At 55.1% G+C, this 22,478-nt stretch carries 9 protein-coding genes and 1 pseudogene; 7 read left to right on the forward strand and 3 right to left on the reverse strand.

Translation table 11 applies throughout. The annotated features are described in order from the left end of the window. Positions 1–45: 45 nt before the first annotated feature. Genes ACR0AJ_RS05280 through ACR0AJ_RS05295 form a run of 4 tightly spaced genes read left to right on the forward strand, consistent with a single transcriptional unit; the run spans position 46 to position 9,673 of the window. Positions 46–2,664: a RecB family exonuclease gene (locus ACR0AJ_RS05280; protein WP_480740277.1), complete on the forward strand. Its 2,619-nt coding sequence runs from the start codon at positions 46–48 to the stop codon at positions 2,662–2,664. Beyond that, positions 2,661–5,807, forward strand: a complete 3,147-nt coding sequence (locus ACR0AJ_RS05285; protein WP_155148031.1) for a UvrD-helicase domain-containing protein — start codon at positions 2,661–2,663, stop codon at positions 5,805–5,807. Before ACR0AJ_RS05280 ends, ACR0AJ_RS05285 begins: the two co-directional genes overlap by 4 nt. Positions 5,808–5,864: 57 nt before the next feature. Beyond that, a complete protein-coding gene (locus ACR0AJ_RS05290; RefSeq protein ID WP_480740279.1) occupies positions 5,865–8,372 on the forward strand; it encodes an AAA family ATPase in 2,508 nt (835 codons plus the stop codon). Further along, positions 8,369–9,673: an McrC family protein gene (locus ACR0AJ_RS05295; protein ID WP_155148029.1), complete on the forward strand. Its 1,305-nt coding sequence runs from the start codon at positions 8,369–8,371 to the stop codon at positions 9,671–9,673. The genes ACR0AJ_RS05290 and ACR0AJ_RS05295 overlap by 4 nt, the downstream gene beginning before the upstream one ends. 179 nt (positions 9,674–9,852) lie before the next feature. On the opposite strand, the gene ACR0AJ_RS05300 is transcribed toward ACR0AJ_RS05295, so the two are convergent. Further along, positions 9,853–13,221: a DEAD/DEAH box helicase family protein gene (locus tag ACR0AJ_RS05300; protein ID WP_480740280.1), complete on the reverse strand. Its 3,369-nt coding sequence runs from the start codon at positions 13,219–13,221 to the stop codon at positions 9,853–9,855. A gap of 539 nt (positions 13,222–13,760) precedes the next feature. Between ACR0AJ_RS05300 and ACR0AJ_RS05305 the strand changes: the two genes are divergently transcribed. The 3 genes and pseudogenes from ACR0AJ_RS05305 to ACR0AJ_RS05315 all read left to right on the forward strand — a co-directional run. Continuing rightward, positions 13,761–14,366, forward strand: a complete 606-nt coding sequence (locus ACR0AJ_RS05305) for a 3'-5' exonuclease (protein WP_480740281.1) — start codon at positions 13,761–13,763, stop codon at positions 14,364–14,366. Positions 14,367–14,495: 129 nt separating this feature from the next. Further along, positions 14,496–15,623 carry an endonuclease/exonuclease/phosphatase family protein gene (locus ACR0AJ_RS05310; protein WP_480740282.1) on the forward strand — a complete coding sequence of 376 codons (1,128 nt, stop codon included), beginning with the start codon at positions 14,496–14,498 and terminating at the stop codon, positions 15,621–15,623. Between the two features lie 193 nt (positions 15,624–15,816). After that, positions 15,817–16,767: pseudogene (locus tag ACR0AJ_RS05315) on the forward strand (DUF2278 family protein); the annotation flags it as partial. 251 nt (positions 16,768–17,018) lie between these two features. Here the strand turns inward: ACR0AJ_RS05315 and ACR0AJ_RS05320 are convergent. Beyond that, the gene (locus ACR0AJ_RS05320) at positions 17,019–18,311 is read right to left on the reverse strand and encodes a lamin tail domain-containing protein (protein WP_480740283.1); all 1,293 of its coding nucleotides are present in this window, start codon (positions 18,309–18,311) and stop codon (positions 17,019–17,021) included. Between the two features lie 35 nt (positions 18,312–18,346). After that, the gene (locus ACR0AJ_RS05325) at positions 18,347–22,378 is read right to left on the reverse strand and encodes a Dyp-type peroxidase (protein WP_480740285.1); all 4,032 of its coding nucleotides are present in this window, start codon (positions 22,376–22,378) and stop codon (positions 18,347–18,349) included. Positions 22,379–22,478 lie beyond the last annotated feature (100 nt).

The following is a 22,478-nucleotide window of genomic DNA, read 5'->3' on the forward strand; positions in this document are numbered from 1 at the left end:
TTAAAAAGCATTTTCTCCAACATAATTTCCAAAAGAGTACCACTGATGCGCATTGATCCGTTGTTGACCGCCAACCCAATTACCGGAGCCGTGCGCTATGTGACGGATGACCTGTTACGCGAAACCTATCTCGCTCCTAAACCCTGTGATTTGGACTTGATTGCCACCCTCGAAGGACGGAACGCACCTTGGAGCGCCAGCTTTGAGGCCGCTCCAGCAGAGACAACGCGCGCCATCGAAGCAGCTCTCACAGCTGTGGTTCGATCTACGCAGAGCCTCAGTCCTACTGAACTCGATGTTTCGGCATTGCCGGAATGTCGTGCGAAAACACACCTCGCTGCCTTGAAAGAACTTTGGAAGGACTTGGGCAGTTTGCCTGAGCCATTGGCGGCATGGGCGCGCGTGATCTGTTCTGAAGCGAAAGATGCACTCGAGCCACTGCCGATCCTTGATCCGTCGCCGTGTCCACACGCTGATGCGGCAGAAGCTGCCCTAGTGGAAGCTCTGACCCGCCAACACGGCGCTGCACCCGAAGCAGTTCAGACAAGTTGGAGGCAGCGCCAGCCGCGAGGTGATGAGTCGGCAGTTGGTTGCTACGGTATGGTCCAAGAACACTTGGGTACGGCGACGAACCCAGTCGACCGTGATTCCACGGTGTCCTGTTTCGGGCTGCGTGATCCGAGAGACGAAGTACAATTTGCAGCGGCACTTGCCCAACGCATGCTTGATGACGGCTGCGTTGATGGCCCTGGCGAAATAGGGTTCTTGGTGCCCGATGACCCCGCCTACATGTTGGCAATGCAGGAAGGCTGCGAACGACTCGGTCTGCCGCTTGCGGGTGCGCCGGAGGAAGCGGCCAGGAGAGACCTGACAGGCGAACTTCTTTCGCTCCTGCTGGTCCTGTTGTCCGTGCCTGCACCGCGCACGGCGCTGGCATCCCTTTACATCTCTCCTTTGATGCCATGGGCGCGCTACGTTGGTCATCAAATGGCCCGTGAAGTAATGGTTTACGGCTGGTCCAAGACTGCCTCTCAGTTGACTGGATCAGCGAAGGAGCTGCTGGACGCACTGCATCCATCGCATACCCCGGAGCAATTGTTCGCGCGTCTGGGCGCGATCGATAAATCTCTACCAGATACGGACTTGCAACCGCGCATCGCGCCCTTGCGCGCAGTAACCCGCGAAACGCTCGACTGGGCACTGCTTCACAAGCTGGCGGTTCCACACCAGGTTGACGCCACTGGACATCAACGGTTTGTGGAAGGGGTATCGCTCTTCACAGAGAATACACTTCCGTGGCGGCCCGTTCGCCAGCTACTTGTGCTGGGGATGAACGGCAACCGCTGGCCACGCAGCCCTGGGTCGGATCCTTTCTTCACCGAGGCTGAAGTTGCTCTGATCCGCCAGAATACCGGACTGCAACTTAAGGGCCGCCGGAAGAAGCTCGCGCGTGGACTGGAACTCTTCCGCCGTCAACTTTGCGCAGGGACAGAAGGTTTGACACTCCTCGCACCGGCGAAAAATCTGCTCGGAGAACCTTTGTCGCCTTCCACCGGCTTGGCCTTGATCAGCCATATGCTCGGGTTTGAGAAACCAACAGACCTTGTGCAGGACGTTCGAGCTCTACCGCGTGATCAATGGCCCGTGGCATGGCATGTAACGCCCCACCTTTCGCACGGGTTCAGGGCTGAACTCCCGGAAGATGGTATTCTGCGGCTCAACCGTGGTCTTGGGACACCAGACAAACCGGGCATCGATCTTCTCCGCATCCGGCATGATGATGCGGGGCGGATTCTGCCGCAATCGCCCTCGCGTCTTGAATCCCTGCTTGTGAGCCCCTTGGCCTGGTTGCTCGACGAACTCGATGCGAAAGACCGCACCTGGGCACCAGAAACCCTCGATGTCATGACCCTCGGGACAATTATACATCAGGTCCTCGAAGACGCCTTCCCCGAAAACGCGCCAGTCTCGGCGATTGACGCTTTGGAAGCAACACTGCCCGATATTCTGGATGCAGCGATCAAGAAACACGCAAGATGGCTCAGCGGCGCATCTTGGGCTACAGAACGTCAATCCCTCTTGGGCGAGGCACTTGACGTCGCAAGAACTTGGGCCGGATTCTTGAACGAAACTGGCGCGACCATTTTGCACAACGAGATCAATCTTGCCGGGGATCACGGTGGACTGCTCTTGCATGGCAAGGCCGACTGCCTGCTACAGTTGCCGGACGGGCGGATTCTCGTTGTTGATCACAAGAGATCAGGAGCCGGCAATCGCCGCGACCGCATGTCAAAGGGCTGGGACCTACAAGTCGCACTCTATCGCGCTATGCTGCAGCGTCCCAACGAAGAGACCGCGCTGACGCGACTGGTCGACGATGGAGCGCAAATCGTCACCGCCTATCACACAACACGCGACGCGACGGTTTTGTCCGATGACCTTGGAGCGGGCCTTGCCCGTATCGAAGCTGCCTCCCGAGATGTCTCTGAGAATGCAATGTCGCATCTTGCGGATGCCGTCGCAGAGGTTGGTGCTGGTACAGTGCGATTAAACCGAGAGGGAGATGCCAAGCGGTTCGAGAAAGAGCGCGGTATCAAAGCTTACGCACTCGAAGGCAACCCGCTGGTTGCGGCCTTCACTTTGCCCGAGGAGGACCAGGCATGACACATCTCACGCTTGTACCTGCCGGAGCAGGGGCCGGGAAAACCCATCGCATCAAAGAAACGCTTGCCGATTGGGTGGTGGGTGGCGAAATTGCTGCCAGCAGGATTTTGGCAGTGACCTTCACAGAAGCTGCTGCTTCGGAGATGCGCGATCGTATCCGCGGCGCATTGATGGCGCGGGGGCGCATCGGGGATGCGCTTGAAATTGACCGAGCATACATCGGTACTATCCACGCTTTAGGACAGCGGCTTCTGACAGAACATGCCTTCGTCGGCGGGCGCTCCCCCGAGAGCCGTCTTCTGACAGAGCCCGAGCGCGATCTTCTTATCCGCTTGGAGATGGGGCGTTGTGAGGCGTTGAAGCCGTTGATGGCTGACTTGGCTCGATTTGGCTATGCTTGGGATCCGCAGACAGGCATGAGTGCCGAGGAGAAATTCCGCGCGAAACTCCTGCAAACCGTCGACCTGATCCGAGGCTTGGGCGAGAGAGGTGGTTCTCCGGATATTCTGAACTCTGCACTGGCGGAATTGACCGATGGCTATGGCGAATGCGAAGCTGATGGTACAGCTTTGACAGATGCATTGAGACGGGCTGTGCAGTCTCTTCTGGGTGCATTTCCGCACAATCTTGCAAATCAATTCCAAGGCAATGCGTCTGCCGTGAAGGACTTTTCCGGCAACCACAAAGACCTGCGCCGCGCTTTGGGGCCTGGTGTTTTGGAGGGCGACTGGAAGCTATGGCAAAAACTGAGAAATCTTCGTCAGTCGAAGCGGGGCTCACAAACCCCTGATGGCTACGATGAACGTGCAGCTGCCGTGGTCGCCGCTGCAGATTTCTTGCCACGCCATCCGGGGCCGCTGGCGGATGCTCGCGCCCATCTTACTGCAATTGTGACCGGTGCACAGGAGGTTCTCGCCGCCTATCAGGCTGCGAAACGGGAAGCAGGGCTCATCGACTATGCCGACATGATCGTCGAAACCGAAACCTTGCTGCGGAAAGACCCCGCAATCCTGCAATCGGTTCTTGGCGAGATCGATTGTGTGGTGATCGATGAGTTTCAAGACACAAACCCGGTTCAGTTCGCCCTGCTTTGGCGGCTGGCTTGTAGCGCCAAGCATGCACTCATCGTTGGAGACACCAAACAGTCGATCATGGGATTTCAGGGCGCAGACGCCCGGCTGTCAGCAGCACTTCAATCGGCCAATCCGGATGTTATTGCACCGCTTAACCGCAACTGGCGATCCGATCCGCGGATCATGGAACTGGTGAACACGCTGGGGCCAACACTCTTCCCAGATAACTACGATGTGCTTTCGCCAGTGAGGGCTGAAACCGGTGAGACGGCATTCGAAGTTCTGAATTTGCCGCGAAGTGACTTCGTAAATGCGGCTCCCAGCATCGCCAACCGCGTCGCTGATCTTCTGGCTGATGGAACACAAGTGTTCGACAAAGCGCGAGAAGAGCTTCGGGCTGTTCGCCCAGAAGACATCGCCGTCCTCTGTTACACGCATGGTCATGCCAGCAGCGTCGCCGCAGCACTTGAGGCACATGGCATTCCTGTCCGCATTCAGCAGGCGGGCTGGCTGGGCGCACCCGCTATGCGTGCAACGCGCGCGGCGTTGGCCTACGCGTCTGACCCCGGAGATAAATACGCGGCACTCACGTGGCTGACGCTCGGGCCACCTCGAATGGCGGCGGAGGATGCTCTTCGCAACGCCGTGGATGGAATACTGGACACACATCAGTCATTGGAAACCCTACGAGGGTTGAACCAAGCAATCGAAGCGCTTCCTATCGCTGATGCGGTCGCCTTGGTGTTGCAGTCCACCGGGTTACGAGACTGGGCTGCAGGCATTTCCGATGCAACACAGGCCCTGGCGGATTTGGCCCGCCTAGATGGTGAAGCGAAGGAGTTTGACAGGATGTTGCCCGGGCTGCGCGCCGCAGCAGGCTTCCATGGCAACAACATGCAGATTTTTCTGGGTTGGATTTCAGGGCAGACGGATAGAGACTGGGATCGCCACCCGGACCGCGACGCTTGGTCAGGCAGTGGCGTTGAAATTTGTACATGGCATTCAGCAAAGGGTCGGGAATGGCCGATAACACTCGTGGCCGGCCTCGATCAAAGCATTGCTGAGCGACCTGGGACGTTGCGTGCAGAGTTCGAAAGCTTTGATCATCTTGCGAGTGTGCTGGACAACGCTGGACTAGGCTTCCTCCCAGACTTCGCAACCCCGGAGAGCCAGCAAGCCTTTGCTGAGGCGCGGCATCCCGAAGATATGAAAGATGCCGCCCGCAAGCTCTACGTCGCGCTGACGCGAGCTCGGGATAGACTGATCTTGGTTCTCCCAAAGGAACGGAAGACAGCACGCACGCAACCCGAGCGGATGATAGATATTCTACGGGATCAGGCCGGTCTTACAGTCATCGACGGCGAAATCTCTCTCTGCGGACGCGCGTTTGAGGCTCGAATCTTCGACGGCAATGTCGAAAGCCCCGACTCGACAAGAATCGTTGAAAACGTTGGGTATGCTCTCTTCGGCGAGCGACGGATGTTGAGTCTGACTGGTAAGACAGCGTGGCGGCGGAGCCCATCGACTTTTGGTAACCAGATCGATGAACCAGCAAGCCATCTGGCAACGTACAATCTTGGATCACCTATCTCAGACCGCGCACTGGCTGATCCTGCGGCCCGAGGAACTGCATGGCATCTTGCATTGCGCGTCCTCGCCCAACACCCAGATAAGGCAGATCAGCTGGAAGCCGCTACCGGCCTGTCGAAAGACACTCTTGAGGAGATTGAAACGCAGGCTAGGGCTCTAACTTCTTGGCTCTCCGATCAGGGATTTGATCGTTTATATTTCGAACTTCCTATTCAGAAAGTGGCTGCAGATGGCTCTGAGACCAATGCGATCATCGATTTGCTGGCCGAAGGCCAAAACAGGCTGCTAATCGTCGACCACAAATCCGGGACCTGCTTGGATCCTGAGGCACGTTTCGCAACCTATCTACCTCAGCTTGCAGCATATGCAGAGCTGATCCGCAAGGAGTGGCCGGATAAACAGCTCAAAGGAATAGCGATCAACTGGATGAGCGAAGGAACACTTTCGCTTTCTCGGGTGCCGCAGAAAGCCCTCACGTAAAGACACTCAGTCAGAAAAGAGCAACAATATTCGTAGAGCTGAGTTTGGGAGAAGCCGTTGAACGACAATGAATTCAAGGCCTGGTTAAAACAATCCGGCGCGCAGACCGAGGCAGGACGAAATACAAGAACCCATGCTGTCCGTACAATAGAGCGCAATCTCGGCGCGCTTGGCATGACTTATGACAACCTTGAGGAAGCTTGGAAGGCCGATCAATTCGCGAAGCTCAGGGAACGTCTCAAAGCGATGCGCGACGACGCTCGTTCCGGAGGTGAAGACTATCGAATCCTGATGCCGGTCTCCGAAAAGCCGCAAAACCGCCTATCTAATTGGAGCAGCTGGTTGTCGCAATACGGACGGTTCATTGCAGGCGAAACGCCCGGCGCAGCGAAGGATGCAGATCGAATTCGCCAACACGTGCTGCAAGAGTATATCGAGCCGGCCCGTGAAGAAGGTACATCCCATGTCGACGTGCTCGTTCGTGACGTGAATACTGCACTCGACCTGAACCAGGCATGGCCAAACATATGCCAAGCTATGGCGGGGAAGATTTTCCAGGACCTCGCACAGATCAGCGCTCCGGAGCGGATTGGGGCTGATCAGAGCCCAGCCACGGTGTTTCGCTTTGGGCTGGACGAGTCGGCGGCATCACAAAACGAGCGACCATTCACGTTATTTGACGCCGCTGGGAATCCATTCCAACCAGTGAAGAATTTCAATCGGTCCAACGGAGTTTCAGCCTATCGGATCAAGCCCAAGGGTGCGGGCAACAAAGCGGACGACGCGATCGAAACTGAAGATATAGTCGACGTCGCGCGGGCAATGCTCGTGGAAGGACTTGCTTCGAGAGTCAAAGCCATCGCCGGCGGCACGATCAACTATTTGACCTACGGTGGAGAAAGGCTCGTTCGATACCAACTTGATCCCGACATAGCGAAGAAAATTGATGTACCTGCCAATGGCAGCGTTCAACAACCGACCAATCAGGTAGAGAATACTGTGGCCATTGCCCAACAGGATAAGCGTCCCACAGCTACCAATCTTATTCTCTATGGTCCGCCAGGCACAGGGAAGACTTTCAGCACAGCGGCTGAGGCAGTCAGGTTGTGTGGGGAGCCGGTGCCAGAAGATCGCGACGATCTGATGGCCGTCTACCAAGGATTGCTCGCCGCGGGACGGATCGACTTCGTCACGTTTCACCAGTCGATGGCTTATGAAGAGTTCGTCGAGGGGCGGCAGCCGATGACCGGTGCGGATGATGGCGAGGACACATCCACAGCCGGCTTCCGGTTGGAAACCGTGCCGGGCATTTTTCGCCGCATCGCTAAACGTGCGGAAACCAGTCATGGGCATTCATCTGGCGAAGATCTGATACGGGTTGAAGGCCGGCAAGTCTTCAAGATGTCGATCGGTGAGGCGAATAACCCGGAAGACGCGCATCTCTTCGAAGAGGCGATCAAGGGCCGCTACACCCTCCTTGGTTTCGGGGATATCGACTGGTCGGACGACAAATTCGAAAGCCGAGACGAGATCATAGAGGCCTGTAAGGCCCAGGGTGACCAAGACGGCAACGTGGATGCCCGATCCGGCGTGGTGCAGATGCCCTTCATCTTTCGGAACTGGGTTCAAGAAGGTGACATCGTCATCGTGTCGAAAGGTAACGGCCTGTTCCGGGCCATCGGGGAGTTTACCGGCGGCTACGAATTCGCCCCCCGTCCCGGTGGCGGATACGCCCATCGTCGTGCAGTCCGTTGGCTCTGGATCGACCGCGAAGGCGTGCCTGTCGGCGAAATCTACTCCCGGCGTTTCTCGATGAAATCAATTTACTTGCTTTATGATGCTGAACTGAACGTGCCGGCCCTTGAACGCTACATGAACAGCCAGCAACACGAGGGGCCAACTGATCCCGAACCCTTCGTCCTGATCATCGACGAGATCAACCGCGCCAATATTTCCAAGGTTTTCGGCGAGCTGATTACGCTTTTGGAATCGGACAAGAGGCTCGGTCAGCCGAACCAGCTGAAGGTGCGCCTTCCCTATTCCGGGGACGAGTTTGGTGTTCCATCGAATCTGCACATCGTTGGCACCATGAACACGGCTGACCGCTCGATCGCCCTGCTCGATACTGCGCTTCGGCGTCGGTTCACATTCCGCGAGATGATGCCAAATGCGACAGTTCTAAAGGAGGCCGCAGCCCGCACCGGGATCGACCTACCTAGCCTTCTGGCAATCATTAATGAACGCATTGAGTATCTGTACGATCGTGACCACCAGATCGGCCAAGCATACTTTACCGGCTGCGACACCCGAGCCGACGTGGACGAAGTGATGCAGCACAAGGTTATCCCGCTGCTGGCTGAATACTTCTTCGAAGACTGGGGCAAAATCGCTGCAGTCCTGGGCGATCTGGAAACTCATGACGGGCCGATAAAGGGTGGCTTCCTCAACAGGACTGTTCTGAAAGCGCCTCCAGGCCTCGACAATGGCGACGCGATGCCGCGTTTCAGATGGGATGTGCGGAGTGCTGAAGACGGCTTCGAGTACGCGAGGTTGCTTGGTTCATGATCCGCCGCACTCTCCGCGAATGGCAGCGCATCGGCTATGGGGACGACGACGCGACCATCCCGCAGGCGGAAGCTGATCGGATTGCCGCTGTTGCGGCACGCTCGACCTTCGCGGGACGCCGTGGAGAAGGTGTACTCGAACACGGCCGCAAAGGCCTGCGGGTCCGCGGCGTGGTCGGCGTAATCGTCGCGCAAGGCTGTCAATTGGAGATCCTTCCGAAGATCGAAGGCCTGGGTGAGCGCGAGGCTTCCGATGATGCTCTGCGTCGCCGCCTGATCCACATGCTGGCGGTTGTCCACGATCTGCGCATCGATGCAGGATCGCTGGCCCAGCTCGGATGGCAGAAGGACACCATACTGGAATTGTTGATCCGGCTTTTTTGCGCCCGCCTGATGGAAGCGGTGCGAATGGGATTGCCGCGCCGTTATTTGGATCATGCGGACGACCTACCTGCCCTCCGCGGCAGGCTCGATGTCACCCGCCAGTTCTCTCGCCATGCGGTCGCGCCGCAGAGGCTGGCCTGCCGATACGATGAACTGTCTTCTGATATACCGCTCAACCAGGTGATGCGCGCCGCCGTGACGCGCTTGCAGCACGTGGCACAGGCGCCCGACAACCAGCGTATCCTGCGCGAGCTTGGCTTTACCTATGCCGGTGTGAGCGAGGTTTCCGTCCCTGCGTTGCGATGGGACCAGATCACTCTGGATAGGACTAATCAGCGGTGGAGTGAGCTTCTTTCGTTCGCCCGACTAATACTCACAGACCGGCATCAGCAAACCACTGCTGGCGCTATTAATGGTCATGCGCTCCTGTTCGAGATGAATGCCTTGTTCGAACAATACGTTGCCAGACTGGTCACCCGCGCCCTCGCAGGCAGCGGATACCGTGTCGCAGCGCAAGGCGGTCATCGAGATTGCCTATTCGAAGGCGGTACAGGTCGGTTTCGGACCAAGCCCGACCTCATCATCCGGCAGGGCGATCGGACCGCGCTCGTCATCGACACGAAATGGAAAAGGATGGCGCCGCGCATTGACGATCCGAAACAGGGTGTAAGTCAGTCCGATGTGTATCAATTGATGGCCTACAGCCAACTCTATCGGTGCCCGAACGTCATGTTGCTCTATCCACACCACGGTGATTTGCCACCCGATCCGATCCGCACTCGATACGCCATTGCAAGCGAAGGCGCGGAAGAATGCCTCCAGGTAGCTACGCTGGACGTCACTGGCTCGTCGCATGCGCATGTCGAAGCTCTGAAGTCCCTGGTTCGAGGGGCGCTTCAGGAACATGAGCTCGGATAGGCGTAGGACGACAACCATCGATGAAGCTCTAAGTGAACTTGAACCAAGCGCCACGCTGGAAGACGGGATGCAACTCAACGAATTGCTGGAAGCACGCAGAATCCAAACTCAAAGCGCGATGATGGCATCATCCATGAGCTTGGAAAGCGGGATCTGGCTTCACTGCTATCTGAGGCTGCTTAGTGCTCGCCTGCACCATCCGAAAAGAACACCACTGAAATGCGCTGTCCAATTGCGGGTTCGTGGTCGCGTGAAATCTGTTCAGCTTCCTCGATGACCCGGACCATCTTTTCATGGATCGCAGCGGACGCCTGCTGATCGCTTTCGAGTTTTTCCAGGATTACTTGAAGCGCGATGTAGCCCTTGGGAAGATCCTCATACGCGAAGCTGTCACGCACTTCGTGTTTTGCTTGTTCCCAGAAGGGATCAAGCTCACGGCTCCACGCCTCGCACACCATTTCTACGGCGCGCAGAGACAAATGGCCAAACAGTTCTTGATCACTGAGTTCGATACCACCTTTACGTCCCATGAACTCGGCGCAGGCTTTCATGAGGCTCTCAACGCGCGCCGGGCGCAAGTCCCACTCGGTCAGCTTGCCAATCTGCTCTGAAATCGTCTCTAGCGCTTCAGAGAGATCTTCCAGTGACATGTGGGCGTGTTCCATGCCAAGGCTTCTGGTCCGTTCGTACGCAGTCTCCAGAGACTGGGCGCAGACCAGCTGGTTGCGTTCCAACATCAGGCCTGGCGCAGAATCCTTGAGAAGCAGCAGGCGAGGCGGGAAGAAGCTGTTGCTCTTGTTTAGCCCCTTGAGGTGCAGTGCCGTGAACTTCTCACGAGCGGATAAGAGCGCCAACTCCGCACCCCAGGTGCCTTGGATCTTGGCCTTGTCGATGAGTTTATAGCGGTCTTCGGGGATTGTTTGCTTGGTGCGTTCCAGCACGTCGTGAAAGTTATTTTCGCGGAGCCGCCGCGGGGATCGCAGGTATTCAACGACACTCTCGAGGATCAGTTCTGCGTCTTCGGTGCTTTCTTCTAAGACGGCGTCTATTAGCGCCTCCCCCGCCAAAGTTTTATAGTTCTCTATGCGCTGGGCGATTTTTTCGTCAGATGCAAACTGACCTACTGGCACATCAACAAGGTGGTAATTGACGACCCCGAACTCACTATCGATCCTATCGATCCTACCCAGACCTTGGATGAGCTCTTTCAGGTTCGAGGTCAGACCAAGGAACACCAGCGTGTCTGACGACTGAAGGTTGATGCCTTCAGCCATCTTGTAAGTCAGAAAAACCGATGCAGATCCTTTTGGTTCGTTCTTTCCTCCAGGTCGGAAGTAAGACTCCACGGACTTGCCCTGTTTGATACGCTTGAAACTGTCGGGGCCATCTCCAAAGATCGCCTTCACTGCGCGATCTTCACCCTTGGTTTGGTTTCCCACGACATAGTTGGTGTGGTGGCCTCTGCGCGACAGCGCTTCTGCAAAAATCTCGAGTGTGTCCGTCCGTTCTGCGAGAAAGACGACCCTGTCTTTTTCATTTTGTATTCTCAGGCACGCCTCATACCGCTTCTCATCAAGCTCCTTGAGAACACTGAGACCCAGTTTTTGGTTTAGAGCGTCGCATTTCTTTGTGGGTTCAGGCGCTTCTATTCCCAGTGCTGCGAACATGTCGGACTGGTCGCGGTGGGATACCTTTTTTTTCGATTTTCCACCACGCTCGAAGTCGCGAAGCGATTTGCCAATAGCTCCATTAGACATCTCCCAATGGGCTTGGGCTGCACTCACGCGCAGAATGTTCAAAAGGTTTCGGATGTAGAGCTGATCCTGCGTGCTTTGTTGCGTGCTGACGTGTCCGAAGCGGCTTTTCTCGACTGCGGTCACCCTACCGCCAGGCGCAAGTTCTTTGCAGAGAGCAACAATCTCATCCAGGCGCGTTTGCTGAGGCTTTGTCACCTTCAATTTCTTCGGGCGCCCGTGGTTTTCTAGTCTTGGGTAACTGTGCTTGGTCGGATCTTCGTCCTCGCCAATGCATTTCCGTTGTCTGCGTGTCAAAAACGGCGAAACCAACTGAGCGAGTTCGTTGCGAGCCTCTCGCGTGAGCGTCGTGTCAGGTTCTGACAGGACGGCCAGTTGCGCATCCTGGTTGAAGATATCCTTAGGAACTTGGGTTTCGCGCTCGAACAATTCACCCATGGCCTGAATGAAATGCGGAGTCATGAAAATGGACGCTCGCTTTTCCTGCATATGGGTCAACCAGTCGACATCGCGGTTCCCGAGCAGAGTCGCCGACAGACAGACGTTCCAGCTTGGCGGGGCGAGCTCAATAGCTGAGGCCATTTGAGATGCTTGTTCAAAGCCCGGTGTCACAGTGTGGCTCTCATCGATTATCAGAATGCCAAACTGATCGAGCCTGAGCCCAGATTTTTCTTCATCGCCAGCGCCGCGGAGGTGTTGTTTGGCAAGTTTGCTGTTTGCGACAGGTTGGAGCGAGTTTGTCGAGTACTTGCGCCAACTGGGAATGACTTTGGGTGGGGCAATTACAGCTGCATTTTTTCGCGCAACGCCATGGACCGGGGAGCGAGGCACGACTTCTGAGAACGTTTCTGACAATGCTTCGGCCAGGTGACAGCCGATCTCTGTCTTTCCTGAACCGGTTGGCGCTTCTACAAAGGCGATCCCATGGTCATAGACGATGGAACACGCCTCATAGGTCAGGTCCTGTTGATACCCAAACAGCGTATGGCTCGTGATATCTTTTCGGTCTCCGGTGAGCCAAGGTTCGAACCCCTTTTGCTCGGAGATCGTACGCGCCATCGCATCTTCAGCGGTCACCGGTTTGATGAGCTTTTCGAGTATCTCCAGCGCTTCGGTATTCCAATCGACAGATACATCCCAAGCCTGCTCAGCGGCTTCTGTGCGTTCGACCTGAAGTTCATGAGTGCCCGCATCCAGGTCATCGGCATACTCGATGTTTCTGTAGAGCCCTGAGTAGGAAAAGTTTGCGGACCCGGCGATGGCACCTTTTGGTGAGCTGACGATTTTTGAGTGTAACCGCCGGTCCCCAGATATCCCCAACTTGCGTTTGGCGAGCTCCGGATCGAAGACACGCAGATCAATTTTCCCGGTTTTGATGGCGTGTTTTGCCAGCACTGCGATGAGATCGTGATCCTCCTCCACTTGAAGCCCGGAGCGCTCCAGCCAGTAGAGTTTCATTTCTTCGGTGACTGGTTTGGGGTTGGTTAGCCTTTTGGTATTCGCTGTGTCGATCCCGAACGATATCCGGATCCGGATATCGCTGTCGTTTTCGGGATCCCTTAGCTCTGGCAATTCCTTCATCAAAATCGACAGCGAAGACAAGAAGTCCTGATACCCGGTGACAATCAGACAATCCCCGGAGGTGATATGGGGTCGATAAAGATTGATGACCGGCCGGTCGATATTGGTGCCGACCTTCGCAACCGGTTCGGCATCAAGCTCGCTTGCGGTCTTTTGATTCGCTTCGGTGAGCTGCTTTGGCTTGGAACGCAGCCAATCAGGGAGTGAAAACAATGAACAAGACTTGGTTTAAGGTCGCCTAGTCTAATAGTGATACTGCGGGTATCGTTCTTCAAGACATCACCGTAAGAAACATTCGCTTTCCTGAAACTGTGGAAAATGCGCATCGGTCTTGCGACAGAAAGCTGAGTTTTGTCCCGCGTAGCGGGCGTTAGTGACACCTTGCTACAAAGTCGGCTCAGCGGACAAACCGACCGTTGAAATCTTCCTTTTGAATGACCGTTTTGTGCGCTTTGCAACCGCCGCGGAGGACACGTCGAGCGGAAAGCTGCCGTTCGACGCGGGTGCAGTGTGTTTGGTGGTTCATACAAAACCAGACGCCCTTGGCATCAAGCAATCACTCCATGAAACGGCCTCCCCGTGTCCATTGACCGCTCAGGTAGAAAACGAACTAGTCGCCTGCCCGCGAACACTTCATTTGTTTGTTTCATTGATTTTTTTGCATAATCCACTTTGAAAGACACACAAAATTTGTCATCAAAACTAGGATAAAAACATGTGATTTCACGCTTCGATTTCTGGGAGAACTTTCGATGAGCACGCACCCGATATATGACGCCAAGCTTTCTGAAATGGACATCGCTGTTTTTGATCTCGAAACTACGGGCCTTTTTCCGTCCACGCACGCAATCATCCAAGTCGCCTCAGTAAAGGTGAGCCAATCGGTTATTGGCGAGGAGTGGATGAGTTTCGTCAATCCTGGCGCGGAGCATCGGCCGATTCCTGACTATATCCAAGACTACACTGGTATTCAGGATGATCAGCTGGATGACGCCCCGGACCTTAAATCGATGATGCAGACGTTCGACGCATTCGTTCAAACACGCATTGTTGCGGGACACAACGTGGCCCGGTTCGATCTTGGGTTTATCCGGCGCGCAGAGGCGAGCACCGGTGTGGCGGTCCAGTCCGATTACTTCATCGATACGCTGAAGCTGATGCGGAGGCTGCATCCGGATCTTGACGGTAAGTCTCTCGCAGAATGTGGGACCTTCTATGGGATCGACTTTGACCCTGATGAGCTTCACGACGCTTTGGCCGATACCCGCTTGGGTGCGGAAGTGATGCTGAAGCAGTTCGCCGATTTGCGGGACCGCGATGTCGTGACCTTCTCGGACATGCTTCAATACCTGTCCTGAAGGCGACTTCGCGAGGATTGAGGTGGGGCACGGAACAGTCCAGCAATTGTTCAACCCTTCCAGAGGGGCCGCGTTAAGCCCATCCATCAAAGTCTTTGCAATCAAACATGAGATATCGAGGAAGCCCCCATGCGCATTGCTGCTTTCAACGTCGAAAACCTCTTTGACCGGGTCAAGGCCTTCAACGACGAAGATCCGGACACGCATAAAGACGTGCTCGACGCTCATGCTGAGCTGAACAAACTCTTTGAGAAACCGATCTATTCAGGAGCCGACAAAGCTAGGATGCTTACTTTGATGAAGTCGCTCGGCATCCTCAATCGGGACGAGGGGCGCTTTGTCTGGCTCAGGAAAATTCGGGGCAAGATTGTCGTGCGTCCACGAACCGGCCCGGTGCGTATCGATGCCGACGGCAGAGACGACTGGGTGGGTTGGGTTGAACTCAAGACAGCTCGCGTCGAAGAAGAAGCGATCACGATGACGGCACGGATGATCCGAGACATGCGGGCCGACATTCTGGCACTTGTTGAGATTGAGAGCCGACCGGTATTGACGGAGTTTCACGACCATATTTATGAACCGCTCGCAGGCAACAGCTACAAGCATATGATGGTCATTGATGGGAACGATGATCGTGGCATTGACGTAGGCATCATGGCACGACACGGCTTCTCTATTCCATCGATGCGGAGCCATGTTGATGAAGAATTCGGCGGCAAGAAGGTCTTCTCGCGAGATTGCCCAGAATACATCATAGAAACCCCGGGCGGCGAAAAAATCGCGGTTCTGCCGAACCATTTCAAGTCCAAGTACGGCGGCAATGACCAGGCCTCTAAAGACAAGCGAAAGGCGCAAGCCACTTTCACTGCACAGTACTATCAGCGCCTCCTGGATGAAGGAATCGAAAACGTTGTGGTACTGGGTGATCTGAATGACACCCCTGAAAGCGAAGAGTTGGCACCCTTGCTGGCCACTACATTGCGAGAGGTGACAAACCACCCGTCCTTCACGGAATTTGAGTTCAATGCAAGCACGGGTGACCGCGGTATTGGCACATTTGGAACCGGGGCAGACAGCAAGAAGATCGACTATATTCTCCTGTCACCATCACTTTGGAACATGGTGCAGCTCGGCGGCCTTTTCCGTAAAGGTGTGTACACAGCTTCGGGCCGTTGGGAGATGTATCCCGAGCTCACAAAACCCCTGTATGCCGCATCGGATCACCATGGGATTTGGATAGATCTTGATCTTTCTTGAGGGAGCGAGCGGATAAGCTTTGGACAGAGAAACAGTCACGACATTTGATAACCAATGAAGAGGGAGTAGTATTTTGCCAATTGATCCATATGGCGTCTGGTGCGCCAAAGCCGTTCGCGTCACTGCTGAGACAGCACAGGATGATGATCAGTCGCCGCATATCCACTTGTTCTAAGAGGATGGAAGAGGCGAAGAGTATCGGGCGTCGATCAACGTGAAGTCCCAAAGTTCGATCTCTGAACTCGCTCATTATCGGTTTGATAACTTCGAGCACCCTGTTCTGACGCATCTCAGCGAGTTGACGATGGGCTGGCATGTTCTTGATAAGGCGCCAGGCGGGGCTGCGCTGGATTACATTCGGGGCAACCTGCTTAACTTCGAAGACGGTATTTTGTTGCCGCATGACGTGCCTGGAAGCGAGAACGATCTGCTCGATCTCATCATACCAATTCTACAAACCGCCTGCTCCAAACAATCGAAGATCTATCTTTTTGGTGAGGCGTATAGCGATATGAAGGGCATCCATGACGTCCATATGAACCAGGGCAGTGCGGGTCAGTTCGACCAGTACAATGGTGTTTGGCAGGATGGCGGGCTGATTATCGAGGATGCCGATTCAGGTCGCCATATTGGCTTGTTTCTGGTTTTCGGATCGCAAGCGGTGCATACGGATGAGACCACAGGCAATGCACTTCCAAATTCTCAACTCGTAGCTGAGCTTCTTGGCTATGAACGTCCACAGCCAGACGATGATGTTGTCACGCCGCGACCAGATGACGATACGATCATTCCTGATGATAGGCGTGTCGCGATCGTGGGGGCATTGGTGAACCCTGTCGGGTCCGAGGGCCAGCCAGACCACGATGGCCGACCTGAGCTGGTCTATCTGATGAACAGAACATCACGGGGCGTGTCGCTTGGTGGTTGGCAGTTGTTGAACCGAAAAGATGCGGCACACACATTGGCGCCGGATACGTGGTTGGCGCCGGGCGAAGTCAGGGCTGTGACGATGGGTTCAACTCCCTTGGCTAACGGTGGCGGCCTCATCTCACTGCTAGACAATAACGGGCTAAAGGTGGACGGTGTCAGCTATACCGGCGAACAGGGGCGCAAGGCTGGCGAGATCATTTTGTTTAGGACATAGGCAAAGATCTCCGATGTTGCGCGCGTATCGCGGGTGGAACCGGTCATTCGCTGCAATCGCAAAAATTCGCTTTGATTGTGACAGGTCTCGGGCTCCGAGCAGAAATAGAAACGAACTACAGGGTTATGGGAAGCTGAAGCATAACGTTTGCTCCTTTTTTGACTTGGTTGATCGCGTCCACTCCTAAGTGGCGCTTTCCCATAACGTCCTGTATGGCCCCCGTCAGCTGGAAGCTGGCGGAGGCTTGAACCTTATTGAAAGATCACAGTCGCGTTCGGACGGCTTGCCTGCGCCCTAGAGTAGGTGACGACATGGACCATCTCCCCGTCTGGGCGCTGAAGTAAGATCGTCCCACCGTTGTTAGAAAGCTGAGCCCCCTTCCCGTCAAGTCGCAAGACATATGGCGTACCGGGTTGCAATGCGCCTATGTCAAAGTGTGAAGCTTTGCCGTTCTTGTCGACGATCTTCCAACCTTCGGTGGACAAAGACGTTGGCCCAGCATTCACAACTGTCACGGTTTCCGCTCCTGGATCGTCGCCTTCTGGATTGACGAGGGCCGCAATGATCCTCACATCTCCTACATCACCCGCCTCGACCGGACGCGGTGCTGTCGATGTTGACCGCACGGCATCGTCGCTGCCCGTGACCGGATCAACCGCGCGTTGGAAGATGGGGTAGAACGTGCGAATATGCCGGTCATTGGGAGACCTATACAGTTTCATGTCATAGCGCGCGCCCTCAATCACCGCTGTTTTTGGAGCATTGGCACCCACATGAGCTCTGACTGTGCCAAGCGCCATAAGCCCCTCAACCGAGCACCCCACAAAGAATCCGCCGATCCTTTTGTACAAAGGTCTGATAGCTTCTGCATCGTAGTCAGGCGCAAGCCAGCGATACTCAATCGTAACACTTTCGGGAAACTCGTCCTGACTGCTGTTGGCTTTCGATCCACCATAGACAATGCGATCATCAGACAACCCCGGGATGAGGACGTTTCCCCCGTCGACTTCGCGTGCAAAGCCGTCATCCAAGTAATACTTGTACCAGAAATGATAGCCTTGGACTTTGGAACCTTCCTGCTCACCAACAATGACATGTTCGAAACCAGATAGTTCAGGATCGCCGCCCATCTCAAAAGTGCGGAACCATTGTTCGATCAGCAGATTGTGCCAACGATCCGATGTTATGGGTACTCCGACGCGTTCTTCAATGTAGGCCCTTGCAACCCTCATGGGTGGCGTTTCTCGGATCGCTTCGATGAATTCGTGCCGCTCGGTCCGCTCTTCCGGCGTGTCCACCTCCCGCGCGCGCTCTGGCAGTGCATAGTTGTTAAAGAGCTTCGTGCATAAATCGTAAGTTTCTCGTCTGTCATTTGGGATGGACAGATCGGACAATACACGGTGATCTGGGTTGCGCGCCTCAGCTGGTGTCGTATCGACTTTTATGTAGGCGGTTCTGTCGCCAGGATCCCAAGTCGAACGCAACGCTTCAAGCCCATTGTGTTCTTGATCGGCAGTCCAAATTTTCTGATAGATGTCGGCCATTTATACCTCCACGCCGCTTATGAAATTTCGTATTGTCAAATCGAATAGGGTCGACGGGGATGCACTTGCTGGTGAACGGCGTACATAGCAACAAACATTTCGGTCCAGCCCCCCATGCGAACCCTCAGGAGGTCGTAGGCTTCGGGAGAGCCTGAGGCCGCTAGGAACGTGTCTTGATCCGCGGTAGTCACAGTCAAAACGTTTGAGCCAGCCCCATCAACGAACGCATCCAATATCTCTTGTAGGCGATGCGCCGCCATGTCTTCAGAGATGTTGATGTCAATTGGAGCACCATTTGCAAAACCGAATGACTCATCGGAACTGACAGCTTCCAGCACCTTTTCGCCATCTGCCGCTTGTTGATTCTCTTGCGTGGCCGGGAAGTCGAGCGGCGAAGGACTGGGGGACATATCCGTGGCGAGCGGCTGCCCCGAGAGGCGCCCGTCAGCCGATGCGCCACAGCCAATTCCTTGCTCGACATAGCTCGCAAATGTGCCTACGCCGGGTTGCATTGAAAATCCGCCGAACGGATGCGCTTTCGTCCCGAACCTTTCGGCACATCGCACATATTGGGCTGCCAGCCCCGGTTTTGGCTTGGTCATGGTCTCAACTGCAATCGTCGCAACACGGGCAGCAATCCGGTTGCCAAACAGGTCTATTTCACCCTGGTTCCTGCCCCATTTTGGCAATTCGAGTGCGATTGATCGCAAATGCTGGAAACGCTCACTTGCATCACGAATAGCCGGGACATCCTTGGCCAGGATGGTCGGATGAATGAGTGGATCTATCATTTTGCCACCCCAGTCACTTAGAAGAGCAGGCAGAAGCTCTTCTAGCGTCGTACAGGCCGTCTCTTTGTCAAAGCACATCGTCTTGATTGCCCACAGAGCATTGATCGTATTGGCAAGCGCTGTGAAACAGGGTCCGAAAACATTGTATCGGGCGCCCCCGCCGTAGATGTCTTGACCCTTTTTGAGACAGTCGTTGATGAACAGGCTGAGCATTGGCGCAGGACAAATGTTCTCCATGCGTCCGAAATCCCGCAGAGACCCCTCCATCTGTTTGGCATAGCCCCAAGAAAAATGTTTAAAAAAGACACCTTCCAGCTCATCGTAGCTGCCGTAATCACGTACGTGTTTGGACCGAAACGACGCATTTCGGCCCAGCAGATGCACCGGGCCAGCAGATTGGATGTCACGGCCCTCATTGAGCGCGTATTCCAACGGTTTCAGCATGATCGCGCCACCAAGGGTGAACCAATTGGCACCTACGAATTGTGGCTCGTAACATCCATCGGCGGCATAATTATGGGCATCTTCTATGCGCACAGTTGAAGACCATTTCTCGGCTGCCGGTGATCCTTCTGGCGGTCCGAAGTCGTCGCCTGATTTGGCCATCGCCGGGATGATCTTATCGTCATGCATCAAGATGGGGCTTGCCCCGCCACTCATCTGGCCGAAAGCCGCCAGCCGGATTAGCCGCGTTCGCCAATCTTTTGGCATGTCCCGAGAAACGCGTAACGATAAAACAGGCGCGTTGAACGGCAAACGGGCCGAGGCCTGCAAGCAAGCAATCGTGACTTCCGAATGCTCAAAACTTCCATCTGGATTCTTACCACCAACCGTCAATTGCTGAATCCACTGATTGACACTCTGCCCCTTGGGGTAAGACCCAGCGCGGTGCCCCATCGCCATGTTGCCAATCTCTTGACGGTCGTCGATAAAAATACGATTGAGTAGAACTTTTTCAGCTAGCTTTATCCAAAAGCAGTCAATTGCCTCCTGCAATGCACTCTTGTCTTGCGGGCCGTTTTCAAAGAATGGGCGCAAGAGCCGGTCCAACCGGCCGACGGCCACCGGCTCACCGCAAAGGTGCAATGTAGAATGGCCCGTAAAAACGAGTTGCAGCGCTTCCAACACATTGCGTGGCGGGTGGCCGCCCGCCAACCAAGTAAGGCGGTTTATTAGGTCTTGCAGGTTCTGACGTTCGATATCCTCGCCTTGCCGAAGCCTGTCGAGCTTTACTTGGGCCGTCCCTCGCAAGCCCGCCAGATGATCGGCGAGACCTTTCAATGCGATCCGCGAAGCTGCATAGAAGTCAACCGACTGAGTCGCCCGCTCCGGATCAGTTTTTTTCAGAGCTTCTTCCGCATCGCGAATCTGCTTTTCTACTCCAGAAATTCCACTCTGCAACAAGACGTCATAACCGGGCACCACATGGCCAACGCCAGAGTTCGGCCCGAGTCCCATGGCATACCACTGATATCGCTCGGCTTCTTCGTCGTCATCTCTCGCGTAATTGATAAAGTAACGGCCTTGAGAAAGGGACTGCGCCGGCATTGAGCCAGCAAGTAGGTCGAGCGGGTGAACATCAGCGGTATCCATGCCGCCCTTGCCACGCCCACCAATTCCGTCTTTCCGAGCCGCAAGCCAGCACAGTAGGCGCTTCGCCCAAGCAGCGCGAATTGCAATGGAGCTGTCCATGATCGCATTGGTCGCTGCACGAACCGCATCGTCAAAAGCCACATCAGTCTCTGCTGCCACCTTTTCGCATTCATCGCGGTTGTCCGGATGGCTAAAAAAGCGTTCCAGTTGCTGGCGAAGAGGGGCTAGCTCCTCGGGTTTTTGAGATCGATACCAGGTGTCGTCCCACCTCGCGAACATGCGCTCCAGTAGAAATTGAACTCGCATCGAGATCGGGCTTGGCAGGTCCTCGCCCCCCGCAGGCCGTGTTCCAATGTGGTAAAGATAGTCCTGATGGTTGTAGTACATCCATCCGTTTTTTGACCTGTCTTTGTAGTGGCGATTAAACCGGTCCCAATCTATCGCCGGAAACCGTGTCCAGTCAGATTGAGCTTTCTTCGCTCTTGCCTGGACATCCGCGACGATGCGTTTAGGCGCCAGTTCCCTAAGGTTTGGTGCATAAAAGAACGCCCCCAAATCGGATTTAAGCACGCCACTGTTCAGCAATCGATCACGACCGAAGCCATCATCTGTCGGTGATCCGAATTGCGATTCCAGAACCCGTTCAATGCGGTCTGCGGTTTTGGCCATACCAATGAAATAGATTCCTGCCTCGTCGGTTGTGGATGCTGATCGTACGCCATCAATTAAGGGCGAAGAAGGTGCCATTTCTCCTCTGGTTCCAAATGGCAAGCCGATCCGCAGCAGTTTGATCGTATGACCGTCTGCGTCATAGGTGTGTGACGAACGGATGTGGGAACGGGCATCAAAAGACGGAATGAGTTCGTCGCTGTGAGGTTCACGTCCAATCAGCTTTTCAACCTCGCTTGAAGTGCGCGAATTGACCTCCGGCCAATTAAAGTGAAACCTCTGGGTGAACACAAAGGCCCCGCCTGCTGAGGCGGGGTTCTCCTTGCCGATGAGAACATGCTCTAGGATTTCAGAAGGAGAAGACGGATTACGCAGGTTTTCGCTAAACCTGCCGCCTAGTACGCGGCCTCCATGCGCGGGGCAGCCAGTATCATCGCGATGACGGCTGCTCATGAAGACACAGTCAAACGCCTCCGCAGCAACACCCAAAACTTGCAACTGACCAACGACAAACTCCACGATTTCTTGAACCGCGTCCTCCGTATCCGCCTTGACCAGAAACCATGCAAGAACCGGGCTGTCCTGCAAAACACCGCTCGATCGCGCCACGACCTCAGGCGCATCACCACCTTCGAGCGACTGGGAAAAGTCTATATCTCTTGGCGGGGTAAGGCCCTCGTCCGCACAAATGCTTCTCCAAAAACTCGGCCTGAACGCCAAGCATACGCTGCCGTGCAGACTACCGCAGTCACTGTGAATAAAGCTGCGGGCCTCCGACAGGATGTCAGCAAAATGTGTTCGGCTTAGGCTGTCGGGAAGGCTGAGCAAGTTGATTGCGCATTGAAAGGGTGCGGGATAAACGAGGCCGGGCTGCATCCAACTCAGCGTTTGATTGCTTCGCCGTCTTAATGCGTCGTCTGTTTCCTGAACCGGCGACGTTTCATCGCATAGAGCCTCTATGAATTCAATCGACGTGATCGCTTCGCCTTGCAGAAGTTCCTTTTGGAAAGCCATGCATTCCCCCTTCGTAATAGTTTTAAACTCAAGACTGAACACAATAATGTCTATTTAGCTTAAGGCGGAGATCACGTAACGCAAAGACAAAGTCTTCTTT

The sequence above is a fragment of the Ruegeria sp. CJ9 genome (assembly GCF_056536625.1).

Coding starts and splice junctions, on each gene's coding strand:
- ACR0AJ_RS05295 (WP_155148029.1), top strand. CDS start 8,369: ATGATCCGCCGCACTCTCCGCGAATGGCAGCGCATCGGCTATGGGGAC.
- ACR0AJ_RS05310 (WP_480740282.1), top strand. CDS start 14,496: ATGCGCATTGCTGCTTTCAACGTCGAAAACCTCTTTGACCGGGTCAAG.
- ACR0AJ_RS05305 (WP_480740281.1), top strand. CDS start 13,761: ATGAGCACGCACCCGATATATGACGCCAAGCTTTCTGAAATGGACATC.
- ACR0AJ_RS05280 (WP_480740277.1), top strand. CDS start 46: ATGCGCATTGATCCGTTGTTGACCGCCAACCCAATTACCGGAGCCGTG.
- ACR0AJ_RS05285 (WP_155148031.1), top strand. CDS start 2,661: ATGACACATCTCACGCTTGTACCTGCCGGAGCAGGGGCCGGGAAAACC.
- ACR0AJ_RS05320 (WP_480740283.1), bottom strand. CDS start 18,311: ATGGCCGACATCTATCAGAAAATTTGGACTGCCGATCAAGAACACAAT.
- ACR0AJ_RS05325 (WP_480740285.1), bottom strand. CDS start 22,378: ATGGCTTTCCAAAAGGAACTTCTGCAAGGCGAAGCGATCACGTCGATT.